This is a genomic window from Scytonema hofmannii PCC 7110 (genome assembly GCF_000346485.2).
Classification (GTDB): Bacteria; Cyanobacteriota; Cyanobacteriia; order Cyanobacteriales; family Nostocaceae; genus Scytonema; species Scytonema hofmannii.
Map to the genome: position 1 here is coordinate 7,516,336 of NZ_KQ976354.1, position 17,184 is coordinate 7,533,519.

19 protein-coding genes, 1 tRNA gene and 4 pseudogenes are annotated in these 17,184 nt (G+C 42.4%); 12 read left to right on the forward strand and 12 right to left on the reverse strand.

What is annotated here, in order from left to right:
- Positions 1–114: 114 nt before the first annotated feature.
- From WA1_RS31525 to WA1_RS31535, 3 genes and pseudogenes are all read right to left on the reverse strand, one after another.
- Positions 115–876, reverse strand: a complete 762-nt coding sequence (locus WA1_RS31525; RefSeq protein WP_017740313.1) for a Uma2 family endonuclease — start codon at positions 874–876, stop codon at positions 115–117.
- 396 nt (positions 877–1,272) lie between these two features.
- Positions 1,273–2,489 (reverse strand): annotated as a pseudogene (locus WA1_RS31530) (ISAs1 family transposase).
- Between the two features lie 97 nt (positions 2,490–2,586).
- Positions 2,587–2,919: a DUF1016 N-terminal domain-containing protein gene (locus WA1_RS31535; RefSeq protein ID WP_066613073.1), complete on the reverse strand. Its 333-nt coding sequence runs from the start codon at positions 2,917–2,919 to the stop codon at positions 2,587–2,589.
- Positions 2,920–3,109: 190 nt separating this feature from the next.
- Here WA1_RS31535 and WA1_RS61870 point away from each other — a divergent pair.
- The 6 genes and pseudogenes from WA1_RS61870 to WA1_RS31565 form a co-directional block, all read left to right on the forward strand.
- Positions 3,110–3,520, forward strand: a pseudogene (locus WA1_RS61870) (DUF4351 domain-containing protein); the annotation flags it as partial.
- A 425-nt stretch (positions 3,521–3,945) separates the two neighbouring features.
- Positions 3,946–4,173, forward strand: a complete 228-nt coding sequence (locus WA1_RS31545; protein WP_051076992.1) for a hypothetical protein — start codon at positions 3,946–3,948, stop codon at positions 4,171–4,173.
- Complete coding sequence (locus WA1_RS31550) at positions 4,170–4,604, forward strand: type II toxin-antitoxin system VapC family toxin (protein WP_017740308.1); 435 nt, start codon at positions 4,170–4,172, stop codon at positions 4,602–4,604. Before WA1_RS31545 ends, WA1_RS31550 begins: the two co-directional genes overlap by 4 nt.
- 191 nt (positions 4,605–4,795) lie before the next feature.
- Positions 4,796–5,068: a hypothetical protein gene (locus WA1_RS31555; protein ID WP_017740307.1), complete on the forward strand. Its 273-nt coding sequence runs from the start codon at positions 4,796–4,798 to the stop codon at positions 5,066–5,068.
- A gap of 32 nt (positions 5,069–5,100) precedes the next feature.
- Positions 5,101–5,433 carry a clan AA aspartic protease gene (locus WA1_RS31560; protein ID WP_272819266.1) on the forward strand — a complete coding sequence of 111 codons (333 nt, stop codon included), beginning with the start codon at positions 5,101–5,103 and terminating at the stop codon, positions 5,431–5,433.
- A 128-nt stretch (positions 5,434–5,561) separates the two neighbouring features.
- Positions 5,562–6,167 carry a Uma2 family endonuclease gene (locus WA1_RS31565; protein WP_017740305.1) on the forward strand — a complete coding sequence of 202 codons (606 nt, stop codon included), beginning with the start codon at positions 5,562–5,564 and terminating at the stop codon, positions 6,165–6,167.
- A gap of 70 nt (positions 6,168–6,237) precedes the next feature.
- On the opposite strand, the pseudogene WA1_RS53510 reads toward WA1_RS31565, so the two are convergent.
- The 8 genes and pseudogenes from WA1_RS53510 to WA1_RS31600 all read right to left on the reverse strand — a co-directional run.
- A pseudogene (locus tag WA1_RS53510) lies at positions 6,238–6,420 on the reverse strand (DUF2887 domain-containing protein); the annotation flags it as partial.
- A gap of 295 nt (positions 6,421–6,715) precedes the next feature.
- A pseudogene (locus tag WA1_RS31570) lies at positions 6,716–7,069 on the reverse strand (AAA-like domain-containing protein); the annotation flags it as partial.
- A 26-nt stretch (positions 7,070–7,095) separates the two neighbouring features.
- Positions 7,096–7,422, reverse strand: a complete 327-nt coding sequence (locus WA1_RS60460; protein WP_017740303.1) for a PIN domain-containing protein — start codon at positions 7,420–7,422, stop codon at positions 7,096–7,098.
- Complete coding sequence (locus tag WA1_RS60465; RefSeq protein WP_272819267.1) at positions 7,419–7,799, reverse strand: UPF0175 family protein; 381 nt, start codon at positions 7,797–7,799, stop codon at positions 7,419–7,421. Before WA1_RS60465 ends, WA1_RS60460 begins: the two co-directional genes overlap by 4 nt.
- A gap of 4 nt (positions 7,800–7,803) precedes the next feature.
- Complete coding sequence (gene ccsB, locus WA1_RS31585; RefSeq protein ID WP_017740301.1) at positions 7,804–8,853, reverse strand: c-type cytochrome biogenesis protein CcsB; 1,050 nt, start codon at positions 8,851–8,853, stop codon at positions 7,804–7,806.
- A 92-nt stretch (positions 8,854–8,945) separates the two neighbouring features.
- A complete protein-coding gene (locus tag WA1_RS31590) occupies positions 8,946–10,685 on the reverse strand; it encodes a DUF3352 domain-containing protein (RefSeq protein ID WP_017740300.1) in 1,740 nt (579 codons plus the stop codon).
- A 145-nt stretch (positions 10,686–10,830) separates the two neighbouring features.
- Complete coding sequence (locus WA1_RS31595; RefSeq protein ID WP_026134345.1) at positions 10,831–11,460, reverse strand: chorismate lyase; 630 nt, start codon at positions 11,458–11,460, stop codon at positions 10,831–10,833.
- A 239-nt stretch (positions 11,461–11,699) separates the two neighbouring features.
- Positions 11,700–11,780, reverse strand: a tRNA-Leu gene (locus WA1_RS31600).
- 330 nt (positions 11,781–12,110) lie between these two features.
- On the opposite strand from WA1_RS31600, the gene accC reads away from it, so the two are divergent.
- Complete coding sequence (gene accC, locus WA1_RS31605) at positions 12,111–13,460, forward strand: acetyl-CoA carboxylase biotin carboxylase subunit (RefSeq protein ID WP_017740298.1); 1,350 nt, start codon at positions 12,111–12,113, stop codon at positions 13,458–13,460.
- Positions 13,461–13,641: 181 nt separating this feature from the next.
- On the opposite strand, the gene WA1_RS31610 is transcribed toward accC, so the two are convergent.
- Positions 13,642–13,932, reverse strand: coding sequence for a YggT family protein (locus WA1_RS31610; protein ID WP_017740297.1), 291 nt, complete (start codon positions 13,930–13,932; stop codon positions 13,642–13,644).
- Between the two features lie 267 nt (positions 13,933–14,199).
- Between WA1_RS31610 and psbX the strand changes: the two genes are divergently transcribed.
- From psbX to WA1_RS31625, 5 genes are all read left to right on the forward strand, one after another.
- Positions 14,200–14,319, forward strand: a complete 120-nt coding sequence (gene psbX, locus WA1_RS53520; RefSeq protein ID WP_081402975.1) for a photosystem II reaction center X protein — start codon at positions 14,200–14,202, stop codon at positions 14,317–14,319.
- 235 nt (positions 14,320–14,554) lie between these two features.
- Positions 14,555–15,484, forward strand: a complete 930-nt coding sequence (locus tag WA1_RS31615) for a Ycf66 family protein (RefSeq protein WP_026134344.1) — start codon at positions 14,555–14,557, stop codon at positions 15,482–15,484.
- A 311-nt stretch (positions 15,485–15,795) separates the two neighbouring features.
- Complete coding sequence (locus WA1_RS53525) at positions 15,796–15,933, forward strand: ribbon-helix-helix protein, CopG family (RefSeq protein ID WP_081402976.1); 138 nt, start codon at positions 15,796–15,798, stop codon at positions 15,931–15,933.
- 115 nt (positions 15,934–16,048) lie between these two features.
- The gene (locus WA1_RS31620) at positions 16,049–16,612 is read left to right on the forward strand and encodes a TolB family protein (protein WP_017740295.1); all 564 of its coding nucleotides are present in this window, start codon (positions 16,049–16,051) and stop codon (positions 16,610–16,612) included.
- Positions 16,613–16,659: 47 nt separating this feature from the next.
- Positions 16,660–17,178 (forward strand): TolB family protein, encoded by a 519-nt coding sequence (locus WA1_RS31625; protein WP_017740294.1) that lies wholly within the window; start codon positions 16,660–16,662, stop codon positions 17,176–17,178.
- Positions 17,179–17,184 lie beyond the last annotated feature (6 nt).

Genomic DNA, 17,184 nt, shown 5'->3' on the forward strand with positions numbered 1-17,184 from the left:
CGATAGTAATTGGGATTATCAGTGATGAGTTTTTCGGCTTGAGCAACCGCTAGCAAGCGTTCATCAGCAGTGAGAAATGTGAATGTTATCGTATTTGTCCTAGAGAATTTTTCACTACAACAGTGCATCTGGATCTACACCTAAGGCACGTAATTGTTCCCGCAAACGAGCATTTTCTTGTTCTACTGTTTGTGTACGTTGACGTTCAACTTCGGCGCGTTGATGTTCAGCTTCGGCGCGTTCATCGCCTGTAGGCAATAAATTCCCAACTGAATCCCACCACCTTAGCCAAGGTATCTCTTCTTTGGTGAAAAAACTCCCTTGCCAAATACCTAACTCTACACCCATTGGCGCAATTGGGTAATGTCCTCTACTATTGGGACTTATCTTTTCATATCGTCCACCAACTAATTGATAAACTTCTACTGACGCTTTTTTGACTTCATAAATCCCGTAGTAAGACGCATGGATGACATTTTCATAGATCCAAAACTTACCCTCATAGGGGGTTTTGTCCCGTTCTTCTTCGCCATCACCACTGACGAATTCTAGAACAATTCTCGGTGCAATCAGTTCTTTCCACAGAACATAAGAACGTCGCAGTTCACCGTTAAAAGTCGGTGGGACATTTGGCACATAAAACCAGTCTGGCGCTTCTGCACCCCGTTCTGGTGGTTCGGTTAACCGCCAGTAGATCCCGCTGTCTTGCCCAATGCAGTATTGTCCATCTGAATGCAGCTCTTGCAAACGCGGAAGGATCGAGTCTGTGAGTAAAATACTCTGGGGATGCTCTTGGAAATTTTTCACAAACGTACCATCTGACTCTGGTAACTGGGTGTGATCTGGTAGGGTTAGGTTTTTGGCTTCGATAACCATCTGATTACCTCACTGCTATGAGGGCGCAAATCTAGTGTAGCTAAAGACTTGATTTGCTGTAGATAATGTATACTTTAGCCTAAGTAAAGCGGATCTTCTATAGTTAGGGTAATAAAAAATCTAAAAATTATTGCTGAGAGCTTGTGATACACGGCTTGTAGGTTGGGTTTCGTACCTAAATGCAACTTATTAGTCTTAAACGGCTAGGTTGCCCAAATTTATCGCTCTAAGTACGGGAGAGCCGTCTTGGCGATCGCCAATCACAACCGACTTGATAACTTCTCCAGTGATATTCTTTCAGGGAGATGCATTGTCTGTTGAGAGGATGTTTGAAAAGTTATTAAGGGTAAGATTTTATGCAGGGTTAGCGCGTCTCAAATTCTGTTGACAGGCGGATCATAGTATGGAGTTCGAGTTTGAGACAGCCGCCGCCAGTACAGAAAGCATATACTGATCGTTCATAGCGGCTCGCCGTGACTTTTGGCGAATACTGCGGCGAAAAGATGTTTCTTGTTCTAAGGCATTGAGTGCAATGCGACGTAGTAAAGCAAAATTTTGTGGGCTGTGTAGAGAACGAATCCGACATTCATCTTCATGGAAACTTGATCTAATGTCCAATGAACAGAATTTTCAATTCCCCAGTGTTGTCGAATTGCGCTACCAATCTTGTTAGCATCACTGGTGAGACTAGAGATGTAAAATTGCACCTCGTGGGTAGTTTTATTCCAATGCTGAATTGAACGCACTACCATCACCACTGTTGTCAGTCCTACCCAATCATCTTGTTCATGAAGTGCAGGAAGTTGTGACACTGACACAGTGTAAACTTGACGATTTTCGATTCTGTGATGTCCCTTTTCTACCCGTTGACTAATATTCACATCAACACCTTTAAAACCAAGAGATAGGGAAGTTTCAAACCAATTCTTCACTTGTTGGTGTAGTGTGGGATGATTATCTTTGAGGCTCAAAATATAATCAGAACCACCTTCTCTAATTTTTTTGGCAATTGATTTCTGTGTACCCATTGCATCAATAGTAATGATGCAGCCAGATAAATCTAGCATTTCTAAGAGTGCTGGTATGGCCGTGATTTCATTCGATTTGGCGCTCACCTTCGTTTGTCCCAAGACCAAACGGTGTTCTTGAGACCAAGCACTGACCATATGTAAAGCTTTCAGCTGAGATGTTCGGTCATATGAGCCTTTGAGAGCTTTGCCGTCTATGGCGACTACTTCTACTCCTAAATTCTCAACTAACGATTGCACCCACACTCGAAAACATTGCTCAAATTCTTTGGGGTTAATTCTCTCAAACACTCTCCTAAAAGTATCGGGGCTGGGGATTCCGAAGGGCAGTTCTAGAAATGTCTCCAACCATTCTTTTTTATTTATTCCATATTCTTCAATATCTTCCCAACCTTGAGCACCGGCAATGACTGCCAAAATAGAAATGGTGATAATATCAGTCAGTAAATGCCATCTCGTCCTTTCTGCTCTTGGGTCTTTTACTTGTGTGAAGTATTCTTGAAACTTACTGGTAATGTCAAAACTGTCTACGCTGGGTGTCAAAGATTTTTCAGTTTTACTTTTCTTTTCAAATCCTGTTGGCATGACGACAGATGTTGCAGCTAGATGGATTAAATCTTACCCTAGCTCAGATAGTGCCACTTTGTTTTAAACCCTATTACCGCTCAAGTCAGTCCTCTTGTCAATAGGGTTTGAGACGCGCTGACCCTGGTAAAAAAGCCGATATATTTTCATCTTTTGCTAAAGCTGGATAAGCTAGCGCAAATTGGCGAAAATTTTTCAAGTTACGGTCAGATAATCCTTCAATTTTTCTACTTTTTAAATCCTCAGCAATATTTTTAATGAGTTGCGTGCCGTAAGCTGCTCTATCCACCCCGTTTTGCTCGTACTCAATAATATAAGCACCTATAAACCAGTTACGAATAGTCAGAGTTTTGTTAATTGCTCGTTCAACTGTAGTTAAAGTTGAGTTATTAATATTACTGATATCGTTGATGAGTTCTTCGTATTTCACCCTAATTCCTTCACAGCCACAACAACAGACAATAAATTCTAATATTTAGTCACCGAAACATGGATAGAACTTCCAGAACATTTAAAATTTCCTTTTTTCCCTTGGTTCTCGTAATTGTTCCTTCTCTAGTTTAACTGCTTCTGGTTTGGAGGCATTGCAAGCGCTAGATCGGTTCATTCCTAATGTGCTGGCATTATTACCATTTGTGCCGATTTTGCGAGGAGGAGCAGAAGCATCAGTCGTACAGCAAGCGTTACAGCAACTGCGAGCTGATGAGCAACTCAATCAGTTAGAACCATTGTTAGCATTTTTTGCTAGTTTTGTACTAGATATGCCGTTAGTGCAATAAATCATGAGGTGGGATATGGCTGTTTTACGTGAATCACCTTGATATCACGAAATTCTCAGCTTCGGTGAGCAAAAAGGTTGACAGCAGGGTGCGCGACGACAGTTAAGGCGAGTATTGCAACGGCGTTTTGGCGAAATTCCCCAACAAGTACAAACAAGGCTTGAAACTCAGAGTATTGAGCAACTAGAAAATTTAATGGATACTGCGATCGCCGTGAGTTCTTTAGATGAATTTCTCCACAGTCTTTTGTAAACAAACAACAGCGTTCACGTGGTAGCGGCTGGGCGATGCTCCGAAGGAGCCGCTACGCGATCGCTAGCGACAGGCTTGACATAAATGTTAAATTAAAGCCAGAAAGTTAAAAAAATGCTAGAATCATTGACTGAAGTCAAGTTGACTGTATCTCTAACTGTAATACCTGAAGAACGTAGAGTCGCAGCGAGAGTGCAAGGCACGTGAAGCATTTGTCATGGAATGACTCCGTCAAGCTGAGATTAGCGCTCTTCGGGTAGCAGAATTACTAGAAGTCAATCGCTTGCAACTGTCGGAATTGATGTATAAGTACAAAATATCTCCTTTTGATGACACAATGACTGCTGAAGATTTGCAACAAGAGGTAGCCGAATATCTTGAAGATTGAGTTAGCAATGGTAGGGTTTACTTGATTGGGAGGTTCCATGATGACTTTACAAGAAATTATTAATTCTATTGAAAGTTTGCCTACAGAAGAACGAGACTATTTGTTTGAGCTTCTCCGCAAAAAAAAGGAGGAATCTAGAGGAGATAATTTTTGGCAGGGATTACAAAAATTTAGAGAGGTAATTCAAAACGAGGCAATTATCTTTACTGATGATGATTTCGCTGATTTACGAGATCGCAGTGTGGGAAGAGAAATCGATCTATGAGCTTGAGATACTTACTCGATACCAATATTCTTTCAGAGCCAGCACGTCCTATTCCTAATACCAATGTTTTACACAAACTAGATATTCACAAATCAGAAGTTGTCGTCTCTAGTGTTGTTATTCATGAACTTTTACATGGCTGTTTGCGATTACCAGAATCTAAGCGGCGAGAGTCTCTTTGGAATTATATTCATGAATCAGTCTTAAATTTACCAGTTCTCGATTACAATTTAAAGGCGGCACAATGGCACGCAAAAGAAAGGGCTAGATTATCCAGGATCGGCAAAACTCCTGCTTTTGTAGATGGTCAAATTGCAAGTATTGCTTGCTGTAATAATTTAATTTTGGTAACTAATAATGTTTCTGATTTTAAGTTTTTTAATGATTTAAGAGTAGAAAATTGGTTTGTTAATAGGACTGAATTTATCTAAAGCGGTGACAACTTAAGGAGTAGAATTGGTCGTCGGCTAATTCTCGTTTAATTTTTTCCCAGGAAATAGTGCCATTTTTCTTAATATCTTCCCGTCCTTCGTGTAAAGCTTTAATATCCTCAACATAGAATAGCCTATTGTTACCATTAGAGATGCTGATAAAGTTCTGACTTACCTGAGAGGTTGTGTATATGCCTTACCCTAAACTAAGTGACGAAGAAATTATCCGACGCGGTAAAGAACTATACGAGAAGCATATTCGTCTCCAAGTTGAGACAACAGAGAATATTGGGAAACTGATCTCCATCAATGTTGAAACGGGTGAATATGAGATAGGCGACGATCTGCTAGTAACAAGCCGTCGTTTGCAAGCTAAACAGGCTGATGCGGCAATTTGGGCAGAAAGAATTGGCTATGATGCCGTGTATGCTGTTGGTGGTTCATTAGTTAGGACTATAAAGTGATACATGGAATGGTGATTGGACTTCAGGCAAGAATGAGTGTTCTTGTTTTTTCAGAAGGAAATTCATATGTAGAAATCGAGTTCGTTGTCGATACAGGTTTTGAAGGTTTCCTCACCTTACCACCCAATATAGTTGCAGAACTTGGCTTGCCCTACATTGCTAAGATTCAAGCAAATCTTGCCGATAACTCCAAGATAGCGACAAATGCTTACGCCATAAGAATTCTATGGAACGGTGTTGAGCGTGATGTTGTGGTGCTGGCGATGGGTCGTCGTCCCCTAATCGGAACGGCGCTACTTGAGGATTATCACCTCAGTATAGATTTCTGTGAAGGTGGTACTGTTTTGGTTGATGAAATCTTGTAACCTCCTTTAAAGGAGAGGTGTTAGCGATGTCTACGACGGGCTACGCCTACGCAAGCTGATATATCTATAGCCAGGAGCGATGCTCCGAAGGAGCCGCTACGCGAACGCTTTATAGAAAGGATATTTTTATGACGTATATCTCGCAAAAAAACCTCACTAAAGAAGATTTTCTTTCCCAATACCGAGATAATTACCGCTATGAACTGGCAGATGGAGAACTGATTGATATGGAACCCACTGGTCCTCATGAAGCAGTAAGTGGTAAGCTTGCAACCCGAATTGGTATCTATCTTGTCGCTGAAAATTTTCCCTGGTTTATTCCTCGCACTTGTTTAATTTACCCTTTTGCAGATGCTGCTACTGCTCGTCGTCCCGATATTGTTGTTCTGGATGAAACCGTTCTAGATCGCGAACCTCTCTGGGAACGAGAACCTGTAATTACCCTGGGGCGATCGCTAAAATTGGTGGTTGAAGTTGTTAGTACAAACTGGGAAACTGATTATGCTCGCAAAGTTGAAGAATATGGGCTTTTAGGTATTCCTGAATATTGGATTGTGGATTATCGCGGTCTGGGTGGCACAGCATTTATTGGTAAGCCTAAACAACCGACTTTTACTGTCTGTCAATTAGTTGAAGATACTTACATTCAACAACAATACCGATTAAATCAATTTATCAACTCACCGCTTTTACCCGGTCTTAAACTTCGCTTAGATGATATTCTTCCTCGTTAAGGACTGTAGGATTAACTAAAGTATGTTGACAACTTACAGATTTAACTGTTATTGAACGCTCGAGCAAAGGGACTTCAGCGAAAAAGATAATTTTAGGTGTGATACCTTCTAGAGGTAAAAAGACCCCATCAATGCGAAAAGAGGTTTCTTTCACTTCAACTGATTCAAATCGGTAGTTTTGTGCTTGAGATGGAGATTGATCTATTAGTTCAAAGAATAGCCCAGGAAAGCGTTTGAAAATCTGATAGTAAATGGAGTCTCATTTCACTAAAATATCCTAAATTTTGTATCCTAAATTTTGCGATTTTTTCTGCTATTAATTGCCAATCTCTACTAATATCTTTATATATTGTCTTTCGGCAATCCCCTTTAAATAAAAAGTCAGGTCTACAAGTGGTGATATTTTGAGAGGCTTCATTCTCTATCTACCACTCTCCTTTGCTGGCACACCTTAAGTCTTTCCCATAATTCTGGATGAGTAACAAAGTAATCTTTCAGCCAATCGCAACCGCGCACGAGTAGCTCATCTAACCCACCCACAGACCATATACGATGCGATCGCGAATTGTTTTCAGATGCGGTGGCTCATCCTGTGATTCCCAATTTTTGATAATTTGGTATTTTACAATACTTTTCACCCACTCCTCTATTAGGAAAGATGCAGGTAATGGATTGGTTTGCAAGGAGGACTTAGGGATAGAGTTCTGAGACAAATAATTCACTAGCAATTGACACAACTTTTGCGTTAAAAATGGCTGTCCACCTGTCCATGACAGTACTGCTTGCATCACAACCTGAGGATTGTCTACTTTTCCCTCCAAACCCCTTGACAATGGACTCGTTTCATGAATTTTAAATCTATATAGTTGAATTGCTCGCCCAACATTAAACGGCAATTTCTCCAGCTATAACTCAGATAACAGCAGGGTTAGATGGAATTGTCGAGTTCCGCAGACAGTTCCATGTTATCCAGAATCCTCACACAAGTTTCTGCTTTCCTAACTGCTTCCGCCTTTGTTTCGAATATAGTTCCCTTATCTCCTTCTTCCTCTGTCACACCTGTACAAAGTTCGATAAATCGCGTCTCGACAACACCTGCTTCTTTTACTGCACCAGGAACAACCTTATCGACTTTCACCATCTCATTATAAACAGCTGTAGGAATAATAATACTGCCATAAAGTTGCTGCAATATATCTAGTTGACCAATTGCAGCTAAATTCGTAATGGGTGATGTATCACAAACAACAATCACAGCAAATCCATTGATTGCAACGTTCTAAGATCTGCCTGAAAATCTTCAACATCATAGTTGATATAAAGTCCTCTTTTTGCCAATTCATGTTGGAATTCAATAACTGTGAGTCCAGTCCAAGCACGAACTTTGCCACTGCTTATTTTTTCTTGCTTATACAGCATAATAGCAATTTCTAGCTTCAGTTCATCCTCAGTCATTTTTGTGGCTCGGATGATATCATCAGGAATTAGAAAACTCATCGTTTTTGATTTTAGCAGACCTTTCACTCCTAAGGTATCGAAAATATTAGAGATTTGTCCACCTGTAATTCTTGAGGTAACAAAGGACGGGCGAGGACGCCCATCCCACAATTGGGGATAATTTATTTCTGACAAATCCCTAAAAGAACCAACCGTATGAGTGTAAACCTTTACCCAAAAGATTAACTCCCAAGTAACAAATCCAAACAACAACAAAGCCGCTAGCTGCTAAAATTGCAGGGCTACGACCTTGCCAACCGCGAGTGATGCGGGAGTGGAGGTAAGAAGCAAAAACTAACCAAGTGATGAGCGCCCAAGTTTCTTTAGGGTCCCAACTCCAGTAAGAACCCCATGCTTCATTCGCCCAAACTCCACCGGCAATAATACCAATGGTTAGCAAGGGAAAACCCAAGCCAATAACGCGATAGCTAATGTTATCTAGGGTTTCCGCAAGACTAAGGCGTTGGGGTGAAAGCGGTTCGGCTGTTGCCATAGTTGACGACTGAGGAACAGTCACTAAGTCTAAAACCACAGTTTTCCCGTTAGGGTTGCTCTCAACACGGGTTACTCCATTATTCTCACCAGTAAATGCTTGTGCGTGAGAGACTGCTTCACCAACTTTGTGCAATCGATAGCCATTGCTGCGATAACCGCCAGTTCCTACAGAACTACCCTGTAGTTGAATGTCTTGACCGCGAGTTACCAACAGAAAAGCGATCGCCAGTAGCGAACCTACCATCAAAGCTGAATAACTCAACATCATAACGCTAACGTGCATCATCAGCCAATTTGACTTAAGTGCAGGAACCAAGGGTGCAGATGATTGCATTTCTGATGGTAGTGACAAAGTCGCAAAAGCTGTGATAGCCATGGCGACGGGTGCAGTCACAACTCCGACCAAATGACTGCGGCTTGTATTTTCTGCAATCAGATGGACGGTGGTAATTCCCCAAACGAGGAAAAATAGCGATTCATACAAATTACTTAGGGGAAAATATCCCGCTTCCAGCCATCTTGCCCCTAAAAGGGTAGCAATGCACAAGTTAGCGATCGCCATCCCGGCTGTTCCCAAAGTAGGAAGGGCGGGAATATTTGGAAATGCTGTCCCAAACCAATACACGAGCATTGTTATAAATAAGACAGCAAAGGAGGCATTATCTAGCCAATTCTGGAGTGCAACCAGATTCATAATTTAAGTTATCTCCAGTTAAATACGTATTTTTATTTCTTAAATCCTAGCGCTCAATCAGTAACCAGTGACCAGTGACCAGTTAACCTTTCTCATGTGCCAGGTGAGGTACTAGCTGTAGGAGTTGGTAGTGGACCGGAATTTTCAACTTTTTTCATTGTAATAAAAATGTCATAGCGAATACTGCGGTTATCGCTGACGGCTGATGTCACACCCATTGAACGTGTTGCGTCTATCCAAGTTTGTTTGATAGGTACAAAGGATGCTAAAGGAAAATTTTTAGCTGTTCGTTCCACATCTATAAAAAATTGCCCATTTGTAGGGTTGGGTTCTTTGGGTACAGTTGTTTGGAAAATTGTCGTGCTAGCAAAGGGGTAATTTGGTTTGGGCAGTATTCTCTCGCTGACAGGCGCACCCAATGCTAAAAAAGCAACGTTTCCATCTAACCAGCCGCGTGTAGCAGTTAAGGTTCCAAAGGGTCCCACCCAATTGACAACAGGTCTATCTGCTACTGTTGTGTACTTGATTTGAAACTGGTATTGATTTTTGATCACTTCATCTAGCTGTTTGAGAGCAGTTTCAGCACGATTGCGATCGCTTGCTTCTACCATAAAGACAAAAGCTGCCCTAAAGTCTTCTGATGAGCCTTCTTTAGCAATATTTGGAACAATTGAGAGCGAAAATTCTCCGCCCATCCAACTCAGAAGATCTCGCTCTAAATCAAGCTCGGTTAGAGATTTGACTCCTTCTCGCAATTGTTCTGGTGTCATTGGCGATCGCGGATTTCCTTGAGAAGTTAAAGCATAATCTGCCCACAATTGCTTTAAATTCCCTCCCGACAGCATCAACAAAGTTTCTGCGGGGAGGCGATTTTGCATTTTGCCTGCACTATTTTCTGTTACCAAAACTCTTTGAGAGTTTGGATTCAACCAGGAAACACCTTTGATCCTGATTCCTTCTGATTCTAAAGAAAGACTTCCTGCCAAACCTTGGTTATTTTGAAGTTGAGAGAGAACGGGTGAGGGTAAAGAGCGATCGCCAGATGCGGCTATTTTGGCAGAGAAAGGTACATTAACATAAAACTGAGCAAAGGGCTGATAAATGGCAATTTTTGGATAGTTTTCTGCAAAACCTGGAGAATCAGCCAAGGATGTCTTCCGTTTATAGGCATTAATTGCCTTTTCTGTTGCTTTTGGGTTGTCAGTAATAACTAAAAAATTATCATCCACTACGGCTGCTGAGAATTTTTCCCCAGCTTGTCCTTCAGTTTCTTTGATGGCAATATTCTCGTAAGAACGGTCAATCCATTTGCCGCCTTTGGGCGCTTTGGGTTGTGACAGTATACTTTTAGCAACTTCTTTATTTTTGATAGGCAAAACCATCACAAGCGACTGTTCGTTACCAATTACATTTGCGTTAGTCGTTACTGGTTTAGACGTGGCTTTGCTCACCTCAGGCGCAAGAACTGCAACTGCAATTTGGTCACCCACCCAAGGACGAATATCTTTCTGGAAATCGTAGCCGTTACTTATCAGAAAGCGTTCCTGAAGCTGCACTATATTAGTATCCAGTTCTGTTTGAGTTTCTTTGGTTCCAAACTCTCGCAACTTTTGCCATTGACTGGAGTCGGTCGTAAAAGAAACTGCAAATAGAGCATCTTGAGGAATAATATTTGCTCCTGGTAGCAAATCTCTAGAGAATGGTTTGTCTTGAGTCAACAGCCAATATGCGGCTGCACCCCCACCAATCAGCAATCCTGCTGATGAGAGCGTTAACACTAAAGACGGTTTCTTATCTTTTTTCATCAAAACAGACACAATAGGCAGTGTCACTGAAACAAAGGTTTTGCCATGCTAGTTTTTTTCTAGCTGTTTGTAGATATTTATAATACAAATTTTGTGGGACGGGCATCCTTGACCATCTTAAATTTAAAGACAGGAATGACGCTCACCCTACAAGAAAAAATTTAACAAAAGGCTAGACCTTGCCATTATTAGAACCCAATTCCATCGAGCCCAAATATTTTGTTAAATATGGTGAAAAAACCTCATAAATTAGGGTAAGAGGCTGCCCGTGATGCCAAAACAAGTAGTGGCGACCCCAAAAAGGTCCGGTCTCATCAAAACCCGCTTCTAGCGCCGTGGAGTCACCATAATAGATTCCCTGTACATCCCGATATAACTCCGTGCGGAGACGTGCCAAACTAGCCCAAATAGGTAATGCACGGTTTTGTAAATACTCATCTACGTGAGAAGCTTCCCACCAAGAAGTCGCATATGCCAAGCGCTGACCGGAGGCGGTACGCAACCAAACCTGTCGTCGCAGTCGCGGTCCTGGAACAGCTTTGATTAGGTCAGGTGCATTATCCAAATCCGCACCAACCAATGACATATCAATAACGTCCACTTCTGTGGGTTCACCTGTTAGCAATTGTAAGTGTCGTGTCGGAGACCCGTCACCTAACAAAAGGAGTTGCCAAGCTGGTGCGAGTTGAGTGTGAGGCAAACCCTGTTGAATGACTTCCTCCCCACCCTGCCAAATTGAGGTGAGACGATGCCACCCCAATGGCAATGTTAAATTGTTTGTCGGCGTAAAAGTCGCTGTCAAGGTTCTTTACAAAACTTCACTTATTTATATAATTGCATAAAAATTGGGTAAGGGGCAAGGGGCATTGGGCATTGGGCATTGGGGACTGCTCACTAGTTAATTCCCAACTTGGCTGGAGGGAAAGCCTTCTTGCAACTTCTCTCGAAAATAAATTAATTTCTAATTAATTCTCTTAATCTTAATAACGAGTGCTATCCAGCCACTGGTTACTGGTCACTGGTCACTGGTCAGGTGATTAATGCGGATGGCGAGACTCGAACTCGCAAGGGAAGCCCACACGCCCCTCAAACGTGCGCGTATACCAATTCCGCCACATCCGCAAGGTTTATCGTAATGAGTATAGCATAACAAAAATCAATTTGGTTGAGATGCGACCCAAAATATAAAAAATTTTTGTTGGGGAATGAACTAATTTTGTTGTTAGTGTAAGTGCCATCAGGCGCACAATACTCTTACACTTATAAACACTATACTGGGAGGCTGATATGCACTCTCAAGTAACCCATAGAGGCAACAAGCCAAATCCTCGCGCTAACTTGAGGATGTGATTTGGTCCTATCCTGGCGTCATAGTGAGATGAGGCTCTGCGTAATTTCAACTTTGACGGCTCCTTAATGTCAATCTACCGAACTTATATCATTAGCTAGAAGATGAAGTTTGACAAAATATTAATTGCCAATCGGGGAGAAATTGCTCTTCGCATTCTCCGCGCCTGTGAGGAAATGGGGATTGGGACGGTTGCGGTACACTCCACCGTTGACCGAAATGCTCTGCACGTTCAATTAGCTGATGAAGCGGTTTGCATTGGAGAAGCAGCTAGCAGTAAAAGTTATTTGAATATTCCCAATATTATTGCTGCTGCTTTGACACGTAATGCTAGTGCTATTCATCCTGGTTATGGCTTTTTAGCAGAAAATGCTCGATTTGCAGAAATTTGTGCCGATCATCACATTGCTTTCATCGGTCCTTCTCCCGAAGCGATGCGGTTAATGGGTGATAAATCCACGGCAAAAGATACCATGCAAAGAGCTGGCGTACCCACAGTACCGGGTAGTGATGGCTTACTAGAGTCGGAAGAAGAAGGATTAGCTATTGCCCAAAAAATTGGCTACCCTATCATGATTAAAGCTACAGCAGGTGGCGGTGGTAGGGGGATGCGTTTGGTGCGTTCTGAAAGTGAATTTGTCAAATCTTTTCAAGCAGCGCAAGGCGAAGCAGGTGCTGCATTTGGTAATTCCGGAGTATATTTAGAAAAATTTATTGAGTGTCCCCGCCATATTGAATTTCAAATATTGGCTGATAACTACGGTAACGTAATTCATTTGGGCGAACGCGATTGCTCAATTCAGCGTCGCAATCAGAAACTTTTAGAAGAAGCACCTAGCCCTGCTTTAGACTCAGAGTTACGGGAAAAAATGGGACAAGCGGCTGTTCGAGCATCTCAGTTTATCAATTACAGTGGGGCGGGAACTGTCGAGTTTCTCTTGGATAGGTCGGGTCAGTTTTACTTTATGGAAATGAATACCCGGATTCAAGTTGAACATCCCGTTACGGAGATGATTACTGGTATGGACTTGGTAGCCGAACAAATCCGTATTGCTCAAGGAGGAAGACTTCCGGTCACGCAAGACCAAGTCATCTTGAGAGGTCATGCAATCGAGTGCCGTATTAACGCTGAAGATCCCGAACATGATTTTCGCCCCTCAGCCGGACGTATCAGTGGTTATCTCCCCCCTGGCGGTCCCGGAGTCCGAATTGACTCCCACGCGTATACCGATTATCAAATTCCCCCGTACTACGACTCCCTCATTGGCAAGTTAATTGTTTGGGGTCCAGACCGTGCTACTGCCATAAAGCGCATGAAGCGTGCATTGCGAGAATGCGCTATTACGGGCTTACCAACCACAATTGGTTTCCATCAAAAAATTATGGAATATCCCCAGTTTCTACAGGGCAATGTCTATACCAATTTTGTACAGGAGATGAAAGGACTTGGATAATAGTTAGTTGTTAGTTGTTAGTTGTTAGTAGTCTTGAAAGAACTGCTTACAATAGGACGTATGAAAATGAGCATTGGACATTGGGTATTGGGTATTGAGTTCTCCCCTAACCCCTATCTCTGTTCTCTATTTTCAAGCTAGTCAGTAGTTCCACTGCCCACTAACCACTAACCACTAACCACTAACTGCGATCGAGCATAGTCAGCAGCCCTTGTTGACCCAACAAAATTTCTCGCAATAAGCTGCAAATGCCAACCCAAATGATAGGAGTGATGTCTACTCCACCTAAAGGTGGTACTATCTTTCGCAACGGGGCTAAAAAAGGTTCAGTAGGCCAAGCTACCACGTTGAAAGGAAAACGATTCAGTTCTGCTTGAGGATACCAAGTCAGAACAATGCGAATAATAAACAAAAACGTCATCAGTCCTAACACCGGACCGAGAATCCAAACAGCAAGGGTCGTACCAGTCATGATATCAGCTTGACTATTCCATCAGAGTAGAGAAAAAATAAGAGCAAAAGCAGTAAGATTTTAAGCTTTGTAAAGCACTCTCTATAATTCTAATTCTTTTACTTCCGTTTTTTCCACTTCTTGATTCCCCACTCCCAACCCCCTACTCCCACTTCTTGCTTACCCCTACTCCCCACTCCCTACTCCCCACTCCCTAACAAGTAGCTTCTCAAGAATCTGGTAGAGTATTAAAATTGAAATAACGTATGTAAAAAAAGGTTGAAATCTATGACACCGTCTTTATCAAATTTTCTTTGGAGTTTGGTTTGGGGTACTGCTATTGTCGTTATCCCCGTGATAGCAGGATTAGTTTTTGTTAGCCAAAAAGATAAAATCGAGCGTTCATAAAAGATTTCAACAAGCGTGAAACACTCGCTCGTTTAAGTGAGAGAATGGCTTGGGAGACGCAGGTGACTGCGTCTCTTCTTTAAATTTGCTCCAATTACAGGGAAACTGTCATCAGGAAAAAATTTTCTTGAACGGGTTAATTTCGCTTTGACACAGCAATAATATATAGTAACTAGTCACACTAGAGTTTTAAATTTTAACTCGTTAACATAGATTTGTTATTAGGTAAACAGCAATGCTAATGTTCGGGCTGAACTCAGCCAGTGTTCTGGCTCAGGTAAATTTTGGGGCGAACTCAGCCAGTATTCTAGGAATCTTCCTGGCTGTGGCTGGGGCAGCACTCTATTTTCTTCGCTCAGTGCGCCCAGAGCTTTCCCGCGACCAAGATATCTTTTTTGCGGCTGTGGGTTTGCTGTGCGGCTTTATTCTCATATTCCAAGGATGGCGTCTCGACCCAATTCTACAATTTGGTCAGTTGCTTTTGGCGGGATCGACTGTATTTTTTGCAGTTGAAAGCATTCGCTTGCGGGGGATTGCCACGCAACAAGCCAAGCGCAACACTCCTATTGTGGATGACGAACGAGAGGTTAGCGATCGCCCTTCATACAGTAAAAGATCAAAATATGGTCAGGCAGAAATGGAAGCCGATCTAGATACCCTGCCTTATTATGAAGAAGACGAAGCGCCACCAAGACGAATTCCAGGTAGTAGAGATTCTCGCTCATCTCGTGATGATTACTATGACGATCAAGCCCCACGCCGTTTAGAACGTCGCAGTAGTAGCGAAAGACCAAATACGGACAAACCTCGCCGTCGGAGCAATTCTCGCCCAGTACGTACATCTGAAAGATTTGAAGATGAAGATTGGGAGACTTCCTCCAAACCACCAGTAGATGATTGGGATAACTCTCCCGGTGAAGAAAAAAGACCTTCTCGCCGCAGTACCAATGGACCGGTTCGCCCAACAGTGACTGAAGACGATGTTCCTCCCAGACCAAGAAGGCGTCGTCCACCCAGTGATTCAACTTCCAGAGTTGAACGCCAAGATGATGATATTATTTCCACAGATTACGTAGACTACAAACCTCTTGACCGCCCGCTTGACCGATCAAATCGCTCAAGTGATGAACAAGATAATTCAGTAAATTTTGACGATGATGTTTAATTGAACTCTCCACGCTTTTAAAACGCGTGGATTCTGAACGTTCGTACTCAGGGGTAAACCCACACTTCGTAACGTTGTTCTGCCCTTACGGGCTTTACCCGGTTCAAACACGGGTCTACCCGCCTTAACCCAAAGGCTGTACGGCTACTTAGGCTTCCAACCATGAAAATTTTACGTGTTGATGGCTCAAAAAGACTTCTCAACACAACGCCTTACTTTCAGTTGTCATGGTTCAGTCTACTAACACGTTTTGTTTTTGGAGTTTTTCATCCTGTGTTAGCATGATGCTATATTAACGTATTTTTAGCGTCATGACTAGATTTAGTGCTAGATTTTCCGAAAAAGAGTATGAAGATTTGGTGAAATTAAGCAAGCAAAAAGAGAGGTCAATAAATGAGGTAATTCGAGAAGCTGTGAGACAATACGTGGAAAGAGAGACAACAGGTTAAAATCTGTTGAGTCGGGTTTCATCCCCTGACTGAAGTTCAGAGGTTCTCACCCTCCCATGCTGTTTTGATAGATCTGGAGAAAAGTTGCAAACTCAAGCAACAGAAAACGGTTAAGGTGAAAAAAATTACACCTAAATTTCGGCTCCAAAGACAACTTCGTTGGAGTCTTTGTTTAACATTGGCAGGGATGCTTGTATCCTGCGGTTATAGTGATATTCCTATAGGACCAACTTCCCTCAACAGTCGCTCTACCGAACAGCAACCAGCGTTGAGTGGAAACGGTCGTTTTTTGGCGTTTGTATCCAATCGCAATGGCAGTCATCAAGTGCTGTTGTATAACTTGCAACAACAACAGTTTATGAGTACACCGGGCTTAAATCGACCTGAAACTATTGTCGAAAGCCCCAGTCTCAGTTACACGGGGCGTTATATTACTTACATTACCAGTGACCAAGGCAGACCAGTTGTAGCACTTTACGATCGCGCAACGCAACAGTCGCAAATCCTCACACCAATCTATCGCGGTTGGGTAAGAAATCCAAGTATCAGCCCCGATGGGCGCTATGTTGTCTTTGAATCCGCAAGTCGCGGTCAGTGGGATATTGAAGTCCTAGACCGAGGACCAGATATTGAGTTAGATATTGATAATGGAGCTACTGTAACAGGGAGTGGGGAGTAGGGAGTGGGGAGTGGGGGGAATGACAAATAACAAATGACAAATGACAAATGACAAAACCGTTAATTATATTTGCTGTTGTAAGTTTGTTGGGTGGTTGTGTTGGCTACCCCCGTTTGTTGAATTATGCTGTCGATCCTGGTGGGCGCAGTCTTAACAGCTTGGGATCGGAGTTAAATCCACAAATTTCCAAACGCTATGTTGTTTTTACAACTGACCGTAGGGGTAGCCAAGATGTGTATATGTTTGACAGGCTAACGAATACTTTGGTTGATTTGCCTGGGTTAAATTCTTTTGATACGATCGCTTCTCATCCCTCTGTTGCTGAAAATGGTCGCTACATTGTTTTGTGTGCTAATCGTCAGGGACGATCAGGAATTTTTCTTTACGATCGAGAAACGCGTCAATTACGTAATTTAACTTCTAACTTGCAAGCAGAAGTTCGCAATCCAACTATTAGCGCTGATGGAAGTCGGATTGCCTTTGAGTCCAGCGTGAATGGTCAATGGGATATTTTAGTTTATAACCGTTCCGGGCAACCTTTAACTATACCTCAAGAACCTCAGTAGATTTTG